The 19,956-nt window shown below is 34.0% G+C and carries 20 protein-coding genes; 7 read left to right on the top strand and 13 right to left on the bottom strand.

The features are described 5' to 3' along the window. The first annotated feature begins 25 nt into the window (after positions 1 to 25). The 5 genes from hxlB to B6C99_RS03680 all read left to right on the top strand — a co-directional run bounded on the left by hxlB (position 26) and on the right by B6C99_RS03680 (position 4,884). Positions 26 to 565: a 6-phospho-3-hexuloisomerase gene (gene hxlB, locus B6C99_RS03700; RefSeq protein ID WP_086358599.1), complete on the top strand. Its 540-nt coding sequence runs from the start codon at positions 26 to 28 to the stop codon at positions 563 to 565. A gap of 183 nt (positions 566 to 748) precedes the next feature. Continuing rightward, a complete protein-coding gene (locus B6C99_RS03695; protein ID WP_086358598.1) occupies positions 749 to 1,093 on the top strand; it encodes a hypothetical protein in 345 nt (114 codons plus the stop codon). An 87-nt stretch (positions 1,094 to 1,180) separates the two neighbouring features. Further along, on the top strand, positions 1,181 to 3,910 hold the full coding sequence (gene secA / locus B6C99_RS03690; RefSeq protein ID WP_086358597.1) for a preprotein translocase subunit SecA: 2,730 nt from the start codon (positions 1,181 to 1,183) through the stop codon (positions 3,908 to 3,910). 118 nt (positions 3,911 to 4,028) lie between these two features. Beyond that, positions 4,029 to 4,433, top strand: coding sequence for an 8-oxo-dGTP diphosphatase MutT (mutT, locus tag B6C99_RS03685; RefSeq protein ID WP_065613906.1), 405 nt, complete (start codon positions 4,029 to 4,031; stop codon positions 4,431 to 4,433). 235 nt (positions 4,434 to 4,668) lie between these two features. Continuing rightward, entirely contained in the window at positions 4,669 to 4,884 is a 216-nt protein-coding gene (locus B6C99_RS03680) for a DUF4177 domain-containing protein (RefSeq protein ID WP_086358596.1), read from the top strand. Positions 4,885 to 4,971: 87 nt separating this feature from the next. Here the strand turns inward: B6C99_RS03680 and B6C99_RS03675 are convergent, their stop codons facing one another. Genes B6C99_RS03675 through B6C99_RS03655 form a run of 5 tightly spaced genes read right to left on the bottom strand, consistent with a single transcriptional unit; the run spans position 4,972 to position 6,898 of the window. After that, positions 4,972 to 5,361, bottom strand: a complete 390-nt coding sequence (locus B6C99_RS03675; RefSeq protein ID WP_086358595.1) for a multidrug efflux SMR transporter — start codon at positions 5,359 to 5,361, stop codon at positions 4,972 to 4,974. Beyond that, the gene (locus B6C99_RS03670) at positions 5,361 to 5,714 is read right to left on the bottom strand and encodes an EamA family transporter (RefSeq protein ID WP_086358594.1); all 354 of its coding nucleotides are present in this window, start codon (positions 5,712 to 5,714) and stop codon (positions 5,361 to 5,363) included. The genes B6C99_RS03675 and B6C99_RS03670 overlap by 1 nt, the downstream gene beginning before the upstream one ends. Beyond that, a complete protein-coding gene (gene zur / locus B6C99_RS03665) occupies positions 5,702 to 6,136 on the bottom strand; it encodes a zinc uptake transcriptional repressor Zur (RefSeq protein WP_086358593.1) in 435 nt (144 codons plus the stop codon). The genes B6C99_RS03670 and zur overlap by 13 nt, the downstream gene beginning before the upstream one ends. A gap of 23 nt (positions 6,137 to 6,159) precedes the next feature. Then, positions 6,160 to 6,435, bottom strand: coding sequence for an RnfH family protein (locus tag B6C99_RS03660; protein ID WP_086358592.1), 276 nt, complete (start codon positions 6,433 to 6,435; stop codon positions 6,160 to 6,162). A gap of 1 nt (position 6,436) precedes the next feature. Further along, a complete protein-coding gene (locus B6C99_RS03655) occupies positions 6,437 to 6,898 on the bottom strand; it encodes a type II toxin-antitoxin system RatA family toxin (protein WP_086358591.1) in 462 nt (153 codons plus the stop codon). 33 nt (positions 6,899 to 6,931) lie between these two features. Between B6C99_RS03655 and smpB the strand changes: the two genes are divergently transcribed. Then, on the top strand, positions 6,932 to 7,414 hold the full coding sequence (gene smpB / locus B6C99_RS03650) for an SsrA-binding protein SmpB (protein ID WP_065577589.1): 483 nt from the start codon (positions 6,932 to 6,934) through the stop codon (positions 7,412 to 7,414). A gap of 29 nt (positions 7,415 to 7,443) precedes the next feature. On the opposite strand, the gene B6C99_RS03645 is transcribed toward smpB, so the two are convergent. The 8 genes from B6C99_RS03645 to uxaC all read right to left on the bottom strand — a co-directional run bounded on the left by B6C99_RS03645 (position 7,444) and on the right by uxaC (position 18,677). After that, complete coding sequence (locus tag B6C99_RS03645) at positions 7,444 to 8,442, bottom strand: substrate-binding domain-containing protein (RefSeq protein WP_086358590.1); 999 nt, start codon at positions 8,440 to 8,442, stop codon at positions 7,444 to 7,446. An 18-nt stretch (positions 8,443 to 8,460) separates the two neighbouring features. Further along, complete coding sequence (locus B6C99_RS03640) at positions 8,461 to 9,579, bottom strand: glycoside hydrolase family 172 protein (protein WP_086358589.1); 1,119 nt, start codon at positions 9,577 to 9,579, stop codon at positions 8,461 to 8,463. A gap of 56 nt (positions 9,580 to 9,635) precedes the next feature. Then, the gene (locus B6C99_RS03635; RefSeq protein ID WP_216819369.1) at positions 9,636 to 10,889 is read right to left on the bottom strand and encodes an oligosaccharide MFS transporter; all 1,254 of its coding nucleotides are present in this window, start codon (positions 10,887 to 10,889) and stop codon (positions 9,636 to 9,638) included. 317 nt (positions 10,890 to 11,206) lie between these two features. Next, positions 11,207 to 12,529 carry a glycoside hydrolase family 28 protein gene (locus B6C99_RS03630; protein WP_086358587.1) on the bottom strand — a complete coding sequence of 441 codons (1,323 nt, stop codon included), beginning with the start codon at positions 12,527 to 12,529 and terminating at the stop codon, positions 11,207 to 11,209. Positions 12,530 to 12,636: 107 nt separating this feature from the next. After that, positions 12,637 to 14,151: an MFS transporter gene (locus B6C99_RS03625; protein ID WP_086358586.1), complete on the bottom strand. Its 1,515-nt coding sequence runs from the start codon at positions 14,149 to 14,151 to the stop codon at positions 12,637 to 12,639. An 89-nt stretch (positions 14,152 to 14,240) separates the two neighbouring features. Beyond that, positions 14,241 to 15,740, bottom strand: a complete 1,500-nt coding sequence (locus B6C99_RS03620; RefSeq protein ID WP_086358683.1) for a UxaA family hydrolase — start codon at positions 15,738 to 15,740, stop codon at positions 14,241 to 14,243. A gap of 13 nt (positions 15,741 to 15,753) precedes the next feature. Then, on the bottom strand, positions 15,754 to 17,217 hold the full coding sequence (locus B6C99_RS03615; protein WP_086358585.1) for a tagaturonate reductase: 1,464 nt from the start codon (positions 17,215 to 17,217) through the stop codon (positions 15,754 to 15,756). Between the two features lie 47 nt (positions 17,218 to 17,264). Next, positions 17,265 to 18,677: a glucuronate isomerase gene (uxaC, locus tag B6C99_RS03610; protein WP_086358584.1), complete on the bottom strand. Its 1,413-nt coding sequence runs from the start codon at positions 18,675 to 18,677 to the stop codon at positions 17,265 to 17,267. A 263-nt stretch (positions 18,678 to 18,940) separates the two neighbouring features. Here uxaC and exuR point away from each other — a divergent pair, with 263 nt between their 5' ends. After that, positions 18,941 to 19,711 (top strand): transcriptional regulator ExuR, encoded by a 771-nt coding sequence (exuR, locus tag B6C99_RS03605; protein WP_086358583.1) that lies wholly within the window; start codon positions 18,941 to 18,943, stop codon positions 19,709 to 19,711. Positions 19,712 to 19,956 lie beyond the last annotated feature (245 nt).

The raw sequence follows: 19,956 nt of genomic DNA, 5'->3' as shown, positions 1-19,956 counted from the left end.
AGCTATTTTTCGATAGGGGATTAAAGTGCAATCACAATTAATTATTAATGAATTGAATCATTCAGTTAAAACATTGACCGATGATGACATCATTGATCTAATACAAAAAATACAACAGCATAAACGTATTTTTGTGTATGGTACTGGTCGTTCAGGTCTTATGCTTAAAGCATTTGCAATGAGGCTGATGCAACTGGGTTTAAATTCCTTTGTGGTCGGTGAAACGACAACTCCAGCGGTTCAAAAAGGAGACTTGCTCATTTTAGCATCTGCATCTGGTGAAACAGAAAGTGTAAATATCATGGCAAAATCAGCACTCAATCAAGGAATTGATTTAGCTATAATTTGCGCATCTAACACATCTACACTAGCAAAATTACAAACACCAAATATATTATTACAATCTGGAACTAAATTTACTCAATCACAAGTTAGCCAACAACCATTAGGTAGTCTTTTTGAACAAATGTTACTAATTATATTTGATACTGTTATTTTAGTTATGAGTAATGAGCGAAAAGATAGTAATAATGATATGGCACAACGGCATGCTAGTTTAGAATAGTAGTATAATAATTTATCTTAAAGCCACTTATTTTTCTGAGTGGTTTTAAAATTGAATAGTACATCTAAAATCTATTTAAAAATTCATTTGATTTTATATATAAATTAATCTTAATTAATAAACAATAACCTATTTATAATAATAGCTTTTCATTTTGGCAAAAAATGCTAAGATAATGCGGTTATGACTATAATTAATTACTGGCAACATATAAGTAAACGACTTATTATTAAAACCGCATTATCGCACTTATTATTAGGTGTAATTGCTACTGGGTTCGGTTTTTACCAACAAAATGCTTTACCAGTTCAATCAGTTACTACTCAAGTTGGTATTATTGCGATTACCGAAATAGTTCAAGATCAGCAAATTCCAACTAAAAAAGCCTCGCAAATCTTATCTTTGTCACCAAAACAGCATTACGATAAGCAAATTATCGTGCGAAATTATGACGAAGTTAGTCCAAATACTGTTATTCGATTATCTCCCTATAATGGAATAAGAGCCGGTCCAAACGCTACCGCTTAATAGATTTTACATAATCAAATTAATTAATTTATTCAATAAGGTTTAATCCTTATATCTCCCATTATAAAAAACAATAAGAGAAAAGTTATGTTATTAAAATTATTAACTAAAGTATTCGGTAGCCGTAATGAACGCGTATTAAAATCTATGCGTAAGCGTGTTGAAACCATCAATGCCCTTGAACCAGTAATGGAAGCATTAAGCGATGATGAACTTAAGGCAAAAACTAACGAATTTAAACAAAAAATTGCCGACGGTACAAAATTAGACGATATATTAGAAGAAGCTTTTGCCGTAGTCCGTGAAGCAAGTAAGCGTGTATTTGGTATGCGTCATTTTGATGTGCAATTAATTGGTGGTATGGTTCTAAATGAACGTTGTATAGCTGAAATGCGTACCGGTGAAGGTAAAACATTAACCGCAACGTTGCCTGCTTATTTAAATGCGTTAACTGGTAAAGGGGTACATGTTGTCACCGTTAATGACTATCTAGCGCAACGTGATGCTGAAAATAATCGCCCTTTATTCGAATTTTTAGGCTTAACGGTGGGAATCAATTTACCTAATATGCCACCACATATAAAACGTGAAGCTTACAATGCCGACATCACTTATGGGACTAACAATGAATATGGCTTTGACTATTTGCGTGACAACATGGTCTTTAGTAAAGAGGCCCGAGTACAACGCCCACTTCATTATGCTTTAGTAGATGAGGTCGATTCAATTTTAATTGATGAAGCAAGAACACCACTGATTATTTCTGGTCAAGCTGAAGATAGTTCAGATAGATATGTTAGTATCGACAAAATCATTCCGCATTTAATCCGTCAAGAAAAAGAAGATTCGGATCAGTTCCAAGGTGATGGTGACTTCTCAATTGATGAAAAATCTCGTCAAGTTAACTTAACCGAACGAGGTTTAATTAAGGTTGAAGAATTACTGATAAAACAAGGCATTATGAAAGGTGATGAATCACTTTACGCACCTAGTAATATTGTACTAATGCACCATGTTAATGCAGCGCTCCGTGCCCATCACTTATTCCATCGTGATGTTGATTATATTGTTAGAGACAATGAAATCGTTATTGTTGATGAACATACTGGCCGTACAATGGATGGTCGTCGTTGGTCTGACGGTTTACACCAAGCGGTTGAAGCTAAAGAGCATGTTAAAATTCAAAATGAGAATCAAACATTAGCCTCTATTACTTTCCAAAATTATTTCCGTCTCTATGAAAAATTAGCTGGTATGACAGGTACTGCTGATACTGAAGCTTTCGAATTTAACCAAATTTATGGTTTGGATACTATTGTAATTCCTACCAACCGACCTATGGTAAGAAAAGATCAGCCTGATCTTGTCTATATGACCGAAAAAGAAAAGATTAATGCTATTGTGGCTGATGTACAAGCTTGTGTTAAACGAGGACAACCTGTATTAGTCGGAACTGCATCTATCGAGAAATCAGAGCTTGTCTCACACGCCTTTAAAAAAGCAGGCATCAAACATAATGTTCTTAACGCCAAATTCCATGCGCAAGAAGCCGAAATTATTGCTGACGCAGGTAGTAAAGGTGCCGTAACAATCGCAACGAATATGGCTGGTCGTGGTACAGATATTATGCTTGGTGGTAACTGGCAAAGTGAAGTTGCAAAATTAGAAAATCCTACTGAAGCAGATATCGAAAAAGCGAAACAAGCATGGCAAGCGAAACATGAAGAAGTTATTGAACTAGGTGGATTATATATTCTTGGTACTGAACGTCATGAATCGCGCCGAATTGATAATCAATTACGTGGTCGTGCTGGTCGTCAAGGGGATCCAGGTGCTTCTCGCTTTTATCTATCATTAGAAGATCCATTAATGCGTATCTTCGCATCAGATCGTGTAGGTAATATGATGCGTAAATTCGGTATGAAAGAAGGTGAAGCAATTGAACACCCATGGATTACTAAAGCTATCGCTAATGCTCAGAAAAAAGTTGAAAGTCGCAACTTTGATATTCGTAAACAATTACTTGAATATGATGATGTAGCCAATGATCAACGTAAAGCTATTTATAGCCAACGTAATGATTTATTAGATAACGTAGATATCAAAGAGACAATTGATTCAATACGCGGGGATGTATTTTCGATGGTTATTGATCAATATATTCCACCACAATCGATTGAAGAAATGTGGGATGTTGCTGGATTAGAAGCAGCCTTAAAAAATGATTTCGATTTAGATTTACCTATCGCTAAATGGCTTGATGAAGAGCAAAATCTTCATGAAGAAAATTTACGTGAACGTATCTTACAACTTGCACAAGATAAATATCTAGAAAAAGAAAATGCAGCTGGTGCTGATGCCTTTAGACAATTCGAAAAAAGCGTCATGTTACAAACGCTTGATACGTTATGGAAAGAGCATTTAGCCGCTATGGATTATTTACGTCAAGGCATTCATTTACGAGGATATGCACAAAAAGATCCTAAACAAGAATACAAACGTGAATCATTCAATATGTTTGCCAATATGTTAGAATCATTAAAATATGATGTAATAGGTATTTTAAGCCGCGTGCAAATTCGTTCACAAGAAGAAGTTGATGAAGCTGAACGCCAACGTCAAGCTGAAATCGAAAGATTAATGGCAAAACAACAAGCTAACCATGAGTCAATGACGACTATTGATGATGAGAATGATGGGCAAGCATCAAATTCATCACAACCTATTGTCCGCACGCAAGCAAAAGTAGGACGTAATGATCCTTGTCCATGTGGATCTGGCAAAAAATATAAACATTGTCATGGAGCTGTTAATTAAGCCAAAAATTTAGTATGATTAAACAATATTGTTGTTTAAATCAACGAATTTTGTTACTTAAAAAATCAAAAGGGAAAGCATAGGCTTTCCCAAACTTTAATCATAAACAGACAGGATCATGAAAAAACATACTGAAATTGCTGTAGGTATAATTCGTTCACAAGATTGTCAAATTTTTATCACCCAACGCGGTGAAGATTCCCATCTTGCCGGTTTTTGGGAGTTCCCTGGCGGAAAAATCGAAACTGGTGAAACACCTTATCAAACATTAGAACGCGAAATAGCCGAAGAAGTCGATATTCACATTCATCAGGCTCAATTTTTAAAAACCTTTGAACACAGTTATGAAGATCGCGATATTACAATTCATGCCTACTTAGTAGAAGAATGGGATGGCGTACCTTTTGCGAAAGAAGGACAACCAAGCCGTTGGATTGATCAAGAAGATCTGAATGCTGATGAATTTCCTGACGCCAATAGACTAATTATTGAAATGCTTAAAAATTTAGATAAACAAATTTAATTTATCACTAATATTAGTTAAGAATTTGGCTTCTCAGTTATTCTTAACTAAAGTTTTACTAAAAGTTTTATTGTGATCTTATCTACTATCCTTCACCCATACTGTTTAAAATTTAACCTCTCGTTTTATTACCACTAGATTAAAATCGCCAATATGCGTATTATTAACAAGATTTTCTCTTAATTTTGACAATTATTAGAAATTATCTTGTTTATTTTAAGAAGGTATAGAAACAATGAAAGAATACAAAGTAGTAATTTATCAAGAAGGCGCTATGTCTTCAATGCTCTTAGGTGCAGCTAATGCAAATCCTGAAAAATTTGGTGCTTTTTTAAATGATAATGCACAACAAGGTTGGCGTGTTATAACAATGCAAAAAGATATGCGCCGTTTATTTTTATTCTGGCGACGAGAAGCTTACTTAGTTGTAATGGAACGAGATCGTGGCTAATTAAAATAGAATAAAGCCTTTTTTATTAGGAATCAATGTAAATAACTATATTGGTTCCCATTAAAAACGTGATTATCTCAATACTGTTTATTTTACTGATTTACGATGTAACCTCTGCTCTGCCAAAGCAAGAAAAACAATCCCAACAATAATAGACAATGCCCCCAGTAGGCGCGTAAGTGTAATTTTTTCATTAAATGCAACAACCGACACTAACATCACAGTAACAAGTTGCAAATGCGATGCAGCAAAAGCTGGGCCAACTGGCGCTTTTTTTAACAATACCATCCAGGTAATAAATGCTCCAGTATATCCAACCATAACTAAATATGCCCACCCATGACTAAAAATCCTTAACAACCAACTTATATTTGCTTCAAAAGGCAAGGCTGAAATAGCCGTAAGTTTAAAAAAAGTTTGCCCAAAAGTGTCAAAAAAGAGCAACAAGACAAAACCGATGATATAAAACTTTTTCATTAAGTTAATCCTACTAATATCACGCCGGTAGTAATAAAAAATATCCCTAGTAATCGAAAGGGAGTTAGATGTTCTTTAAATAAGATGCGCCCAGCAAGCATCACGGTGATCATATTAAAAGAGCCTAATAAGATCCCTTGTGATAGTGGAACTTCACTTAAAAATGCTAACCAAAACAAAAAACCAATGAAATAAGAACCGAATCCTAACCACAGCCATATATTACCAAATAATTTCTGCCAATAACGGCCGTCTTTATCATTAGAGGTCACTGCGGCATATTTAAAAGCAATTTGCCCTACTGTGTCACAAGCAATATTAACTAACCATAATAAAATAATTAAGGTTGACATAAATGACAAATTCCATGAATTTCAAGCACACTATGTTTTATTAAAAATTCACTTTGTGTTGCTAATAACTTCAGTTGACTTTCAACATTTTCAGAGTGCTTTTCAATAATCTGATGACAATTATCACAAATAAATAAAATTGATATATGTTGCGGTTCATGAAAATGCGGACAAATAATATAACAGTTAGTTGACTCCACCTTATGAATAAAACCTTGCTCAAGTAAAAATTCCAGAGCACGATAAATTGTTGGTGGTTTAGCTTGTGGTTCACTGACTTTTAAAAGATCTAAAAGATCATATGCGCTCATTGCTCTATTGGCTTTAAGCATAATATTTAAAACAGTTTTACGCTGAGTGGTCAGCTTAATACCGCGTTTTTTGCATAAAGTTTCAACTTTTTCAATCAGCAAGTTATGCATTCAGTTCCCTTCAATCTATTTATTTATTTCTTTTTCAATGCCGCTTTCTTTCGTCGTATCTCTTTTGGATCATTTATTAAAGCTCGATATATTTCAATACGATCACCATCTTTTACTTGTTCAGTAAACTCACAACGTTTGCCATAAATACCAACAAAATGACCATCTAATTGAATATTACATAATGATAAGATATTGGATTTTGCAATTGCTTGCAAGACATTCGTTTGTTCATCAACTGCACAATCAATAATAGTCGGCTGATTAGGTAGCGCATATACAACTTGGATATTTATCATCTTAATATATCTGCCTTGCTCTTTGCGAAAATGCTTTAACCATATTGGTCATCACTTCTTTAAAAATAGGAGAAAAAACAGCGCCCATTAATTTATTATTAAATTCAAAATTTAAACTAAAACTAATTTTACTGTTTTGGTTATCTAGTTGAGTAAATTGCCATCGTCCTTTTAAATGTTTAAATGGACCATCTAACAATGCCATATCAATTGAATTAGGTTCATTAATCTTATTTATGGTTGTAAATGATTTTTTAAAGCCTAATTTTTCAACTTCAATAAAAGCAGTTAAAATGTTATCTTGCTTGCTAATAATCCCAGTTGCGATACAATCAGGGACAAATTCGGGGTATCTCGCAATATCGTTAACCAATGCAAACATTTGCTCGGTTGAATAAGGCTCGATCACCTCATGAAAAACATGTGCCATAATAATAAAATTAAAAGTTAAAATTAGTGGCATATAGTATCATGTAACTCTATAATAACGCACATTATGACTAAGAAAAAATCACATAAGCCGGGTTCGGCGACTATTGCATTAAATAAACGTGCACGCCATGAGTACTTTATTGAAGAAGAAATTGAAGCAGGGTTATCCCTACAAGGTTGGGAAGTAAAATCTCTGCGAGCAGGTAAAGCTAATATTAGTGACAGTTATGTGTTACTAAAAAATGGTGAAGCATGGCTATTTGGTGCAACAATAACACCATTAAACGTTGCGTCTACACATGTTGTATGCGAGCCTATGCGTACTCGAAAATTATTACTTAATGAACGTGAATTGAATTCGTTATTTGGCCAAATTAACCGCCAAGGTTATACCGTTGTAGCATTATCCTTGTATTGGAAAAATGCTTGGGCAAAAGTAAAAATTGGTGTTGCAAAAGGTAAAAAAGAGTACGACAAACGCACCGATATAAAAGAAAGACAATGGCAAGTTGACAAAGCTCGCATAATGAAAAATGCCAACCGCTAATCTTAATTACTACAGTAGCAAATCTTAAATTAACGATGGCGTATAATTTTTGGTTGAATAAAAAATGCCTGATGTTTTAATTCTTTAAAATTTAATAAATCATCAATGACATTCACACAAGTCAACGCCATCTTCTCAAAATCCTGCTCAATTGCATCTATTGGATAATAACAATAATCAAGATAACTATTGTAATCATAAGAGCATAAATAGATCTGCTTTGGATCAATTTTAGCTTCGACCAAATAACTCAGTACCTCTTGCAGTAAGTTACCTGATGGCGTAAAAATAGCTTTTGGTACCCTACCCAATTTTTGATGAACATTTTTCAACAATTGGTAACCTTTATTTGGACAATAATCATCACTCACCAGCCAATCACTATCAACTTTTAATCCAACACTTTCTAAACCTTGCTTAAATCCCTTAAGTCTAGCTTGAATTGACGTTAACTGAATATCACAGCCAATAAAATAAAATTCATCTAACTTTTCGGCATAAGGTTTGATTAAATCAGCGACAGATTGCAATGCTTCACTAGTAATAAAAGGTAATGTCGTATCTTTTAGATAACGGTCAAAAAGCAATACTGGTGTATTTTGATTAATATCGACATAAAATAGGTCACTATCTAGTGACGTTACCACAATCATTGCGTCAACTTTACGTTCAACTAAGTTTTGCGCAACTTTAAGCTCAACTTCTTTATTATAATGACTACAAGTAATTAATAGTTGAATATTCTTTTGCCGAAAGCAAGCTTCTAAATGATGCAAAAACATTGAAAAAAATGAATTTGACATATCAGGAACAATAACACCAATAGTATTGGTACTGTTAGCTTTAACTAAATATTGATGAATATGTGATTGATCCCGATATTTTTCCGCAATAGATAAAACTCTTTGTCGAGTTTGCGGAGAAATGCGATATTTTTTATCTCGTTTATTAAATATATGACTGACGGTCGTTGCCGACACGCCAGCCAAACGAGCAATATCATTAATTTTCAGTTTATTACTCGCCATATACTAATCACCTTAATATTAACGTGGGGTGCGTTGTTGTTTATTTGGGAATACTGGATTGTTATTCACCGATGGACTTTGATACCAATAAGCAACACTGGCGATATCATCACAACGTTCATACAATCTTATATCATCATTACCTATTTGTTGAAACGCCAGTTTGATATTTTTGTGGAATGCAATTGGATCTGGAAGATGCCAACGGTATAAACCATGCATTGGTAAACTATCGTCACCAAAGCCATGTACAGGGTTGGAATCACCTGTTTGGAAAAAGTCACGCGTCGCATCACGATTTGTTTGATAAGGGTAACCCATAAACATCGTTTGAAAACATTTTGCTTTTGGACGCCCTTGGCTATCTCGATTATGAAATGCCCAAGCACCACCAAAGTAATCTTCTGAACCAGTTGAATGTTGGGTTGGATATTCACTGTCATCATCAAGATAGAATTTAAATTCACCTTCACCCCACCAATAACGCTCTAATGCAGTCAGTGCTAAGTAGGTACCGACATAATAACCATAACCTTGAACATTATCTAATATAACATAATCTTGTGCATAATTAGTTACACGTTGACGACGCCACTGTGCATGGAAATAAAGCGGATTTTCAAACGGTTTTGGCATTAATGCATAGTTAATGGTAAAGAAGAAATGCTGCAAATCTGCTTCATGTTCATTATGAATCTCAATTCGCGCTTTTTTATTAAATGGCATTCTAAAATAACTATTAAAACCACCGGTTGGATTAACCACAATTGGCATTGAATTTATATCACATCTAGCACCAAAACCATTACAGAAAAAATCACCAATTGGACTTTCTACTGAAGGAACTGTTTCATCATCCCAATAAATACGAATAACCACATCACGCAATACAAAACTACCGCGATGCGTTCTATCGGTTAAAGTAAACCACATATGACGAATCTCAGCAGGACCAGTAATTTCAGCAATAGTCACTCTTTCACCAGCTGCAATTGAAATACAGCCTTGCCCTTTTCGACCTGGCCCTAAAACACTAGCTTTCATACACGATTTACCCTTTTCACCTGTCATATTTTCTGGAGAAATTGTTCTGGTTTGTTCAAAGTTAAACTGTGTTACTGAATTAAATATATTCATTTTGTATCCTCAATATTTTTTATCAAATACTATTTATTAAATTACTAAAATCTGTTTTATGATTTAATGTTGTCTTCAAGCTTAGGATTATCTGATTTTTTATCACGGCTTAAGAAGAACACCGCAAAAATCATAAAGGCTAAAACCACTAAACCTAAGTTATTAAAGGTGGTTGCTGAACCATGAGTATCATAGAAATTACCAACGAAGGTAGAGAACAAGATCACGCCGACAGAACCAGCAACTTGATAACCTATTAAAAATACGGTAGCAGAGAGACGAGCGTTAAAATTATTATCAATATATTTAAACACTGACACTAAAATGGTTGAGATTTCTAAGCAGTGCATCAATTTTATTACTGAAATAATAGCAATACTTTCGACATGCCCAGTTAAGAAGATTCGCGTAGCGGAAATAAAAGCAGCAAAGATTAACGCATTTTTTGCCCCTACTTTGTTAACCACAAATGGCACACAAAACATAACTGCAGCTTCTAAAAAGACCTGAAATGAATTTAAAATACCGTATAAGCGATAACCATCATTCACATCTTCAAATTGCTGAGTAAAATAGACCGGAAATAATTGTTGGTCATAAATATTGTACAAGCTATAAGTTCCGAGAACATAAACAACAAATATCCAGAACTTTTTCAATGCAAATACTGAAACAATTTCGTTAAAACTTAACTTTTCTTTCTTTTGAAATACTACCGAAGATGATTTGCTTAAATCAGGTTTGAAATTCAGATTTAATACCATAAAACAGATACCAACTACTGAAGCTGCCCAAAAGTTAAGGTGTGGATTAATACTAATCAATATACCAGCGATAAAGGTACCAACGGCATAGGCAATACAGCCCCAAGTTCGGCATTGTCCAAATTCGAAATCAAACGCCCGACTGATTTTTTCACAATAAGAATCGATTAAGCCCATACCGGCAACCCAACCAAAACCTAAAAAGAAACTACCAAAAATAACACCAGCATAAAAATTATGTCGTAACAGCGGTTCATAAACATAAATTAGCGCAGGCGCTGCACAAGTTATGATGATGCTTTGAAACCAAATTAGATGTTTCTTTAAAACTAATTTATCTTGATACACACCATAAATAATCATGATAATTAACGAGATAAAATAGTTAAAAGAATAGATAATACCGGTCTGTTTTGCTGTTAACCCAATCTCTTTACTAAGCCATATTGCATAAAAAGAAAAAACAAAACTACCTGCCGCGTAATACATAATGCTATAAAACGAAGCAAACCAATAAGTTGGTTTTTTATAAAATGCACTTGTCATAATTTATCCTAAAAAGAGTTAAGTACTGATTGGAGTATGAATAGCTAAAAATTTAGCTTTAACGGCTTTATTGGATAAATGTGATCAACTTCAAAGTAATTTTATTTTTAGTAAACGGTTTAATTGGCAATAAGTAGAAATAACATTAATAAACAGTATGTTATTTAAATTACTGAGAGGTGAATAAAAATTACAATTTAATTAAAAGAGTCAAACATCTCGATTTAAGACTTAAAAAAATAGCTAAAAATGCAATTAGCCAATAAATAAAAAAATAACCGCTAATAATAAACTAGCGGTTATTTCAAATATCATGGTTAAGCATTTAAGCTAATTAATTTACCATCTTGCTTAACAAAAGATTGATTAACATGAACATCTTGACTATTTTTAACACATAGTGGCTCACTGACTACATTATCAATAATAACGTTATTAAACAAAACACTTTGCGCATTCTCAATAAAGAATCCTTTACCTGCTTCTGGTTTTACATCTTTAAACATATCGACCTCACCAGCTTGTGCATTTAATTGCATTGAAACCCGAATATTATCAAAAGAGATATTAGAAATTGGCGATTCAGGGATGCCATATAAAAAACCGGCGTAGGCACGAACATTTTTAGCAATAATGTTTGAGAAACTAATATTGTGACATGCTGGTGTTGATTCATCGACAGGTAGAGCTAGTTTATTCCAGACAATTGGGTCATTCCCTTTCGGACCACAATAATAGTAATAGTTCATCACAAACGCAGATAGAACTTCGTCCATGACGATATTACTAAATGTGATATCAGAAATCGTGCCTCCACGACCTCGACGAGTTTTAAATCTTACCCCTCGATCGGTTTTTTGGAATACACAATTGGTAATCGTAACATTGCGAATACAACCACTCATTTCACTACCAAGAACCACCGCACCATGACCATGAATCATATTACAATTAGTAATTAAAATATTTTCACATGGACTTTTTTCTGCTGTTTGTTCAGTACCCGCCTTTATCGCAATACAATCATCGCCAACATCAATGTAACAATTAGAAATTCTCACATTACGACAAGATTCAGGATTAATTCCATCAGTATTAGGTGAATCCGCAGGATTTAGAATCGAAATATTATCGACAACGACATTATTTGATTCCATCGGATGGACTGTCCAACTCGGTGATTGGGTTAGAAAGACTTTTTCAATAGTCACTCGTTCACAGAAATCAAAACCAATTAAATAAGGTCGTGGGTATTTAAGATTGCTTCGATCATGACGAAATATATGCCACCATTTTTGACCATTTCCGTCAATCTTACCATTGCCGGTGATAACCACATTTTTGATATTATGTCCGTAAATACAAGGCATATACACATCTTGCTTAACCCCTTCCCAACGAGAATTAACCACTGGATAATCTTTTTCATCATCAGAAAATAATAAAGTTGCCCCTTGTTCAACAACTAAGGTTAAGTTGCTACAAAGTTTGATTGCACCAGTAAAATAGATACCAACTGGAATAACTAATGTTCCACCACCTAATTGGTCAATATGTTGAATTGCTTTTTCAAACGCTAAGGTATTTATTGATTTTCCATCACCAATAGCACCAAATTCTGTTATAGAGAGAATCGTCATAAGTTTATCCTATATATTTTGGCAAATATAACCCTTTTAATGTAGCTTAAATATTTGCTTTGTTACTTTAAACTTTAGGATCAGCAATGCTGATCCTGATTAAGAATTTATTTCGTTTTAGTCGTTTTTTGTTTGAAGCCAATATTATTATTACCAAAACATTTTTCATAATTGATGCCAGATAATTCCTCAACCACTTTGCGAGTTTCAGGGCTAACATCTTCCATTTTGCCTCCTTGTCGGATACGGGCAACTTCATTAATAATGATAGAATGAGTAGCATGATCAAGTTTCATTCGCCATGCAAAGAATGCACCAATTAAAGCCATACCAATAACACCATATAAAATAATGCCATTGATTGCATCAATCGCACTTTGTGGCTGAATATGGGATTTCGATTCAAACCCATATGCACTTAATATCACGCCAAGAACAAAGACAATTGAAGCTCTAACTAGTTTACCCGCCATGGTCATCGCTCCAGCGTAAACCCCTTCTCGACGTCTATTGGTTACAACCTCATCTACATCCGCCAAAAATACATATACACTCCAAGGAATATAGTAAACACCACCAGTTCCTAAACCAAACCAAATGGTAATACCCACTACAAGCCAAGTAATATGCGGTAGATTAAAGTAATAGATACCGACATAACCTATCATTGATGAGACAACAATTAATAGAGCGATAATAAAAGGTTTTTTAAAGCCTTTTTTGGCACAATACATCATAAAAAAAGCAGTGGAAACTAACTGGCAAATACTACTTAATGAATTCATTGAAGCAACAAATGAACGTGGTTCACCAAGACTAAAAACAATGAAATAGGTAAATACCGCTGTAAATAACCATTCAGCACCAAAACCAAATAAATACATACCTAAATGTGTTCTAAATGTTTTAATACGGAAGGTGGATAGAATATCAATAAACAGCTTTTTGATAGCCTCAAAAAAGCTATGAACTGACTCGTCTTTTACCTCATCTTTAGTTTTTTCCCAGCTATTACAATACAGCAAAATTAACGCTAACATCATAATAGTTGCATAGGTAATTCCGGTTAATAAAAATGGGGTTGCCGATTCTTTACTATAAAAATAAAAAAATACACCGGGAATTGCCGCCCCTAAGAAGTTCGCTACTTTACCAAACATCGCTTTTGAACCAGTTAAATAAGTGCGCTCCGAAAAGTTAGAGGTCATTTCTACCGGTAATGTATTAAATGGAATCATAATGCTGGTATAAATAATCTCAAATAAAATATACGTTATGAGGTAATACCAAAATCCCATACCATCGATCCATAGCATAGGGTAAATAACCATTAAAGGGATGCCAATCAAAATAAAGAATCGACGTCGTCCAAATCGTTGGCCTATTTTAGTTTGATAAAAATTATCAGTAATAAAGCCCATCAATGGATTGAGAATGACATCAAGATAAGTGGCAATTGAAAAAATTAGTGCAGCTTGTACCACACTTAATCCACAAAAAGTGGTATAAAAATAGAGCAACCAAGCACCGCTAATCGCTAATGCTCCACTACCGATTAAATTACCACTACCATATGAGAATCTTACTAACCATGTAATTTTATTCTCTTTTTTTTCGTTCATAAAAGATACCTATATTATTAAAAAAAAAGGGTCCCCGCATTAAGTCCCGAAGGACTTAATGTCATAGGTATTAACTATTGAATTTATGCCTAGAGAGTTACGCCGCTTTTTAAGATGGCTAAATTCCTGAAATTATTGATTTCGTTTCGAGTTTTTTCGCCACTAGCGATCAGAGCAATCTGCTCAATAAACTCTAGCAACAAAGATTGCATGGACACACCTTGTATAAGCTTACCGGCATTAAAATCGATCCAATTGGCTTTCTTGTCGGCCAATTGGGTATTAGTTGCAATTTTCACTGTTGGTACAATTCCACCATAAGGCGTACCTCTTCCAGTAGTGAAAAGAACCATATGACATCCAGCAGCCGATAAAGCCCCAGTAGCTACAGCGTCATTACCTGGTGCACTTAGTAAATTCAAGCCATGTTTAGTTAACATTTGACCATATTTAAGGACATCAATAACTTCACTGCCGCCCGCTTTTTGGGTACATCCCAGAGACTTTTCTTCTAAGGTTGTAATCCCACCAGCCTTGTTACCAGGAGAAGGATTTTCATAGATAGGTTGATTATTTGAAATAAAATACTGTTTAAAGTCATTTATCATATCGACGGTTTTATCGAAAGTAGACTCATCAACACAATGTGACATTAAAATATTTTCAGCACCAAACATTTCTGGTACTTCAGTAAGTACACTTGTACCACCATGAGCAACAACATAGTCAGAAAAAAGACCGAGCATTGGATTGGCTGTAATGCCAGAAAAACCATCTGAACCACCGCACTCCAAACCAAATTTCAATTCACTTAAGCGCCCTACTTGGCGTTTATCTTGTTTCATAATCGCATAAAGCTCTCTTAAGTGAATCAATGCTGCTTCCACTTCATCGGTTTCTTGCTGAGCAATTAAAAATCTAACTCGAGATTCGTCGTACACTCCTAAATCAGCCTTAAATTCTGAAACCTGATTATTTTCACAACCAAGTCCTATTACCAATACAGCGCCAGCATTAGGATGTTTAACTAAATTTTGTAATATAGTTTTAGTATTTTGATGATCTTGTCCTAATTGAGAGCAGCCATAAGGATGTTCAAGTACTGTAATACCGTCGATATCTAATTGATTATTTAACTCATCACAAAATTGTTTAACAATTTGTTCGGCGATACCATTAATACAAGTGACAGTTGGAATAATCCAAAGTTCATTACGGATACCTACTTCACCATTGTTACGTCGATAGATCTGTACTTCTTTATCAGCTATCTCATGCAACAACTCATTTTTTGATAAAGTAGGCTGATATTGGTAATCATTAATATCACTTAAATTGGTTTTCAAATTATGTGAATGAATATGCTCACCAGCCTTAATAAAGCGAGTAGCGTGACCAATTGGTAAGCCATATTTAATAATATTTTCATTTTGCTCAATATCGTTAAGGGCAAATTTATGCCCTTGTTTAACTGGTTCTTTTAGGTCAATGACCAAACCATCTACGACAATATTTTCTTCATGTGCTTCTAAATCAGATAATGCTACCCCAACATTATCTTTATTATTAATTTTTATAAATTTAATCATTGAATCACTCATACTATTTGCTGCCAGCAATACATTTTTCAATTGCTTGACGCATACCACCTTCAATTATGATCGTTAAATATTGTGTTAATGTTTGCGCTAATTGCGGGATACTTAGTAGATCGTGCTGCCAATGAGCTGTATCACCTAATACAACTTGAACTAAATCTTCTAATGAACTTTTACCCTCAGCAATCGCTGTCCAACTACTATTAAAGAGTTGTAACCAAATTGCATCATCTTGTAATGGGTAACTTTGCTCATTACGTACTCCACGATAAAAAGCAATTAATGCCGCAAAAGAAAACACTAAATGTTTAGGTAATACTCCTTTCGCTTTTTGATAATTGATTAATTGAGGAAGAATACGGGTTTTAAACTTCGTCATACTGTTTAAGGCAATCGACATCAGTTGATGTTCAATAAATGGATTTTTAAAACGACTAATTACTGAGTCAGCAAAATCAACCAACTCTTGATGAGGCAAATCTAAAACAGGGATAATTTCCTCAAAAATGGTCTCTTTTATATAAGATAAGATCTGTGCATCATTCATTGATTCGCCAACAGTATCAATACCAGCTAAATAAGCAACTGGCACCAGAGCGGTATGTGCTCCATTTAAAATCGCCACTTTACGCTCTTTATATGGTTTAATATCATCAACAATTTTGATATTCATATCGCATTTATCAAGGCATAGCTTTTCAGCTAACCATTGTGGTCCTTGAATAACAAATAGATAAAAATATTCAGCTGAATCAATAAAGTTATCTTTATAACCTAATTCTGTTTCAAGTTCGGTAATTTGTGCTTTCGGATAACCAGGAACAATTCTATCAACTAAAGTTGAACAAAATAAATTATCATTCTCCAGCCAACCAATAAATTTGTCAGACAAATTCCATTGGTTCGCATACTTAAGTACTAATTCTTTAAGTGCATCCCCGTTATAATCAATTAATTCACAAGGAATAATGATTAAACCACTCTCTTTACTACCGGCAAAATGAACAAATCTTTCATATAAAAAAGCAGTTAATTTAGCTGGATAGCTAGTTGCAGGTTTATCGGTTAATTTGTCACTTTCAACATAACTAATTCCTGCTTCAGTCGTATTTGAAAAAATAAATTGAATATTTGGATCTTTTGCTAACTCAAGATACTCATCATATTGAGTATACACATTGATTTCATTATTCACTGAACGAATCAGCCTAAACTCTTTTACGGCTTCATTTTGTTCATTTAACCCACGAACTAATGTGGTATATAAACCATCTTGGATACTCAATGATGGCGGAAAATCGGTATTTAATGGACGCACCACAACCACACCGGCATCAAGATCAGTCTTCTCGTTAAGAATATCTAATTGCCAATCTAAAAATGCACGTAAAAAATTACCTTCACCAAACTGAACAACACGCGTTGTATATTTTGCTCCCGGAAAATCATTTCTATTTAATGTTTTCATTACTCTAACTCTTATTTAATTACTTTAATTACAACGACTTAATAATCTTAACTTAATTCAATGCCAAAATAGTTTTTAGCATTATCAAAACTAATATTTTTAACCATTTGTCCCAATAATTGGATATCACGAGGTGCTTCACCATCTTCAACCCAACGCCCAATCATGCGACATAAAATACGTCTAAAATATTCATGACGAGTATAAGATAAGAAGCTACGGCTATCAGTTAACATACCAACAAAACGACTTAATAAGCCAAGTTGGGCAAGCTGTGTCATTTGACGAATCATGCCGTCTTTTTGATCATTAAACCACCAACCTGAACCAAATTGCATTTTTCCTTGAATACCTGCACCTTGGAAGTTACCAATCATAGTACCTAGAATTTCATTATCAGAAGGGTTTAAACAATATAAAATTGTTTTAGGTAGCGCATCTTGTTTAGCTTGGGCATCTAATAATCGAGAAAGAGGCTGGGCAATCGGTGAATCATTAATAGAATCGAATCCGACATCTGGCCCCATTAAATTAAACATTCTGGAATTATTATTACGCAATGCGCCAATATGATATTGTTGAACCCATTGACGTTTGTGGTATTCAACACCTAAAAAGATAAGTACTGCCGTTTTAAATTGAGCAACTTCTTTATTAGTTAAAATCTCACCAGATAAACGTTTAGTTAAAATGGTATCCAACTCTTTTTCAGAGGCTTCTTCATAAACAACGATATCTAATGCATGGTCGGAAATCTTACAGCCATGAGCAGTAAAATGGTCCATACGTTTAGATAATGCCTGACAAAGCGCTTGGAAGTTAGAAATTTCCACGTCAGCTACCGCAGAAAGTTTTTCCATATATTGGGCAAAAAATTCAGAATCAATATTAAATGCTTTATCTGGACGCCAGCTTGGTAAAACTTTAACCTCAAATGAGTTATCTTGGGCAATAGTTTTATGATGAGCTAAATCATCAATAGGATCATCGGTGGTACCGGCCATTTTAACATTCATTTTTTTCATAATGCTACGAGCTGAAAACTCTGGAGTGGCTAACATTTCATTACAACTATTCCAAATTTTCTCGGCGGTTGATGGTGATAATAAAACATTATCAATTCCAAAAGGACGACGAAGTTCTAAATGAGTCCAATGATATAAAGGGTTACCAATAGTGTGAGGTACAGTTTCAGCCCAAGCTTTGAATTTTTCAAAATCATTAACATCAGTACCAGTACAAAATTTTTCAGCAACACCATTGGTACGCATTGCGCGCCATTTATAATGATCACCTTTTAACCAGATGTCATACAGATTTTTAAATTGATAATCTTTGGCAATTTGTTCTGGTGGTAAATGGCAATGATAATCAAAAATTGGCTGTTCAGCAGCATAGTCATGATAAAGTTGACGAGAAAATTCAGTATCAAGCAAAAAGTTTTCAGTTAAAAAACTCATTTTATTCTCCAAAAAGCAGTGATTAACTAGTAAGTTTAGATATCAATATTTTGTCTCATATTAACATATAAGACAACTTAAAAAGTTGACATACATCACATAATTAACTCATACCCATAATATATAAAGGGATATTTTTTTATTAAAAGTTAGCTGACAAGTATGTTTTTTTAAAAAAATTATGGCAATATTATTTAACTTCGCGGAATTAGATGCTATTTTAAAAGCTTGGAAAAACTTAAAGGACTTATTCAAAATTTATCATGACCCAAGAACGGCACGAGTATCAAAGACTTTACCAAGTTATCGCGACAGAACTTAAAAACCGAATCGTTGACGGCATTTATCCGGTAGGAAGTAAACTACCATCAGAAAGATTGATTTGTGAAGAGTTAAAAGTTAGCCGATCAGTAGTCAGAGAAGCCATTATCATGCTTGAAGTTGAAGGTTATGTTGATGCACGTAAAGGGTCTGGCATCCATGTAATTGCTAATAGTTTGCAAAATAATATTATTACCGCCTCACAAGGTTTAAATTTTTCGACTACCGGCCCCTTTGAGTTACTACAAGCTCGGCAACTTATTGAAAGTAATATCGCTGAATTTGCCGCCACTCAAATTACTAAAGATGATATTGTTAAACTTTTAGAAATTCAGCATAACGCCCAAAAAGAAGATCATTATCGAGATTCTGATTGGGATTTAAAATTCCATACTCAAATTGCAATGATTACCCGCAATACTGCTTTGATCACAATTGTTCAAGAAGCATGGCAGCAACGGACATTAAATCCTTTATGGAAAAAACTTCATGAACATGTACAACAACAAGATATTGAAAGTTGGTGGGATGAACATGATAAAATTCTAGAAGCACTAATTAATCGAGATCCTAAAGCGGCTAAATTAGCCATGTGGCAACATTTAGAAAATACAAAAAAAATGTTATTTGATGCAGCTAGCGAAGATTTCGAAACCAAACGAGATCACTACTTATTTTCTGATAATCCTGTTGTTAGTATTAATGAAAATTAAATTAAGTAAATCTTAAATAGATTTACATTTCAGTAATAATAATTCAACCTTAATTTTAAAATCGCTTTTATAGATAAACTCGATGAATTATACATAGAAATAAATGACAATTTATGATTTAAAAAATTACATTTTTAGGTATCGATAATTCACCAGTTTTTTCTGTTAATCTTCATTTATTTTCTTTAGACTTGTAGATACTAATAGTTAATTTTTTTACACTAAACAAGTTAAAATATTACCAC

The organism is Gilliamella sp. N-G2 (assembly GCF_002142215.1).
Taxonomy (GTDB): domain Bacteria; phylum Pseudomonadota; class Gammaproteobacteria; order Enterobacterales; family Orbaceae; genus Gilliamella.
Note: the sequence above shows the minus strand (reverse complement) of the source record. Positions and strands in the feature narration are given on the sequence as shown.

Excerpts from the sequence above, each read along its gene's own strand:
- exuR (WP_086358583.1), top strand. The coding sequence starts at position 18,941 with ATGACCCAAGAACGGCACGAGTATCAAAGACTTTACCAAGTTATCGCG.
- B6C99_RS03630 (WP_086358587.1), bottom strand. The coding sequence starts at position 12,529 with ATGACGATTCTCTCTATAACAGAATTTGGTGCTATTGGTGATGGAAAA.
- B6C99_RS03660 (WP_086358592.1), bottom strand. The coding sequence starts at position 6,435 with ATGATAAATATCCAAGTTGTATATGCGCTACCTAATCAGCCGACTATT.
- B6C99_RS03640 (WP_086358589.1), bottom strand. The coding sequence starts at position 9,579 with ATGAATATATTTAATTCAGTAACACAGTTTAACTTTGAACAAACCAGA.
- smpB (WP_065577589.1), top strand. The coding sequence starts at position 6,932 with ATGACTAAGAAAAAATCACATAAGCCGGGTTCGGCGACTATTGCATTA.
- B6C99_RS03645 (WP_086358590.1), bottom strand. The coding sequence starts at position 8,442 with ATGGCGAGTAATAAACTGAAAATTAATGATATTGCTCGTTTGGCTGGC.
- B6C99_RS03635 (WP_216819369.1), bottom strand. The coding sequence starts at position 10,889 with ATGACAAGTGCATTTTATAAAAAACCAACTTATTGGTTTGCTTCGTTT.
- B6C99_RS03695 (WP_086358598.1), top strand. The coding sequence starts at position 749 with ATGACTATAATTAATTACTGGCAACATATAAGTAAACGACTTATTATT.
- B6C99_RS03670 (WP_086358594.1), bottom strand. The coding sequence starts at position 5,714 with ATGTCAACCTTAATTATTTTATTATGGTTAGTTAATATTGCTTGTGAC.
- secA (WP_086358597.1), top strand. The coding sequence starts at position 1,181 with ATGTTATTAAAATTATTAACTAAAGTATTCGGTAGCCGTAATGAACGC.
- B6C99_RS03625 (WP_086358586.1), bottom strand. The coding sequence starts at position 14,151 with ATGAACGAAAAAAAAGAGAATAAAATTACATGGTTAGTAAGATTCTCA.
- B6C99_RS03680 (WP_086358596.1), top strand. The coding sequence starts at position 4,669 with ATGAAAGAATACAAAGTAGTAATTTATCAAGAAGGCGCTATGTCTTCA.
- B6C99_RS03655 (WP_086358591.1), bottom strand. The coding sequence starts at position 6,898 with ATGCCACTAATTTTAACTTTTAATTTTATTATTATGGCACATGTTTTT.
- B6C99_RS03675 (WP_086358595.1), bottom strand. The coding sequence starts at position 5,361 with ATGAAAAAGTTTTATATCATCGGTTTTGTCTTGTTGCTCTTTTTTGAC.
- zur (WP_086358593.1), bottom strand. The coding sequence starts at position 6,136 with ATGCATAACTTGCTGATTGAAAAAGTTGAAACTTTATGCAAAAAACGC.
- B6C99_RS03615 (WP_086358585.1), bottom strand. The coding sequence starts at position 17,217 with ATGAAAACATTAAATAGAAATGATTTTCCGGGAGCAAAATATACAACG.
- uxaC (WP_086358584.1), bottom strand. The coding sequence starts at position 18,677 with ATGAGTTTTTTAACTGAAAACTTTTTGCTTGATACTGAATTTTCTCGT.
- B6C99_RS03620 (WP_086358683.1), bottom strand. The coding sequence starts at position 15,740 with ATGATTAAATTTATAAAAATTAATAATAAAGATAATGTTGGGGTAGCA.
- mutT (WP_065613906.1), top strand. The coding sequence starts at position 4,029 with ATGAAAAAACATACTGAAATTGCTGTAGGTATAATTCGTTCACAAGAT.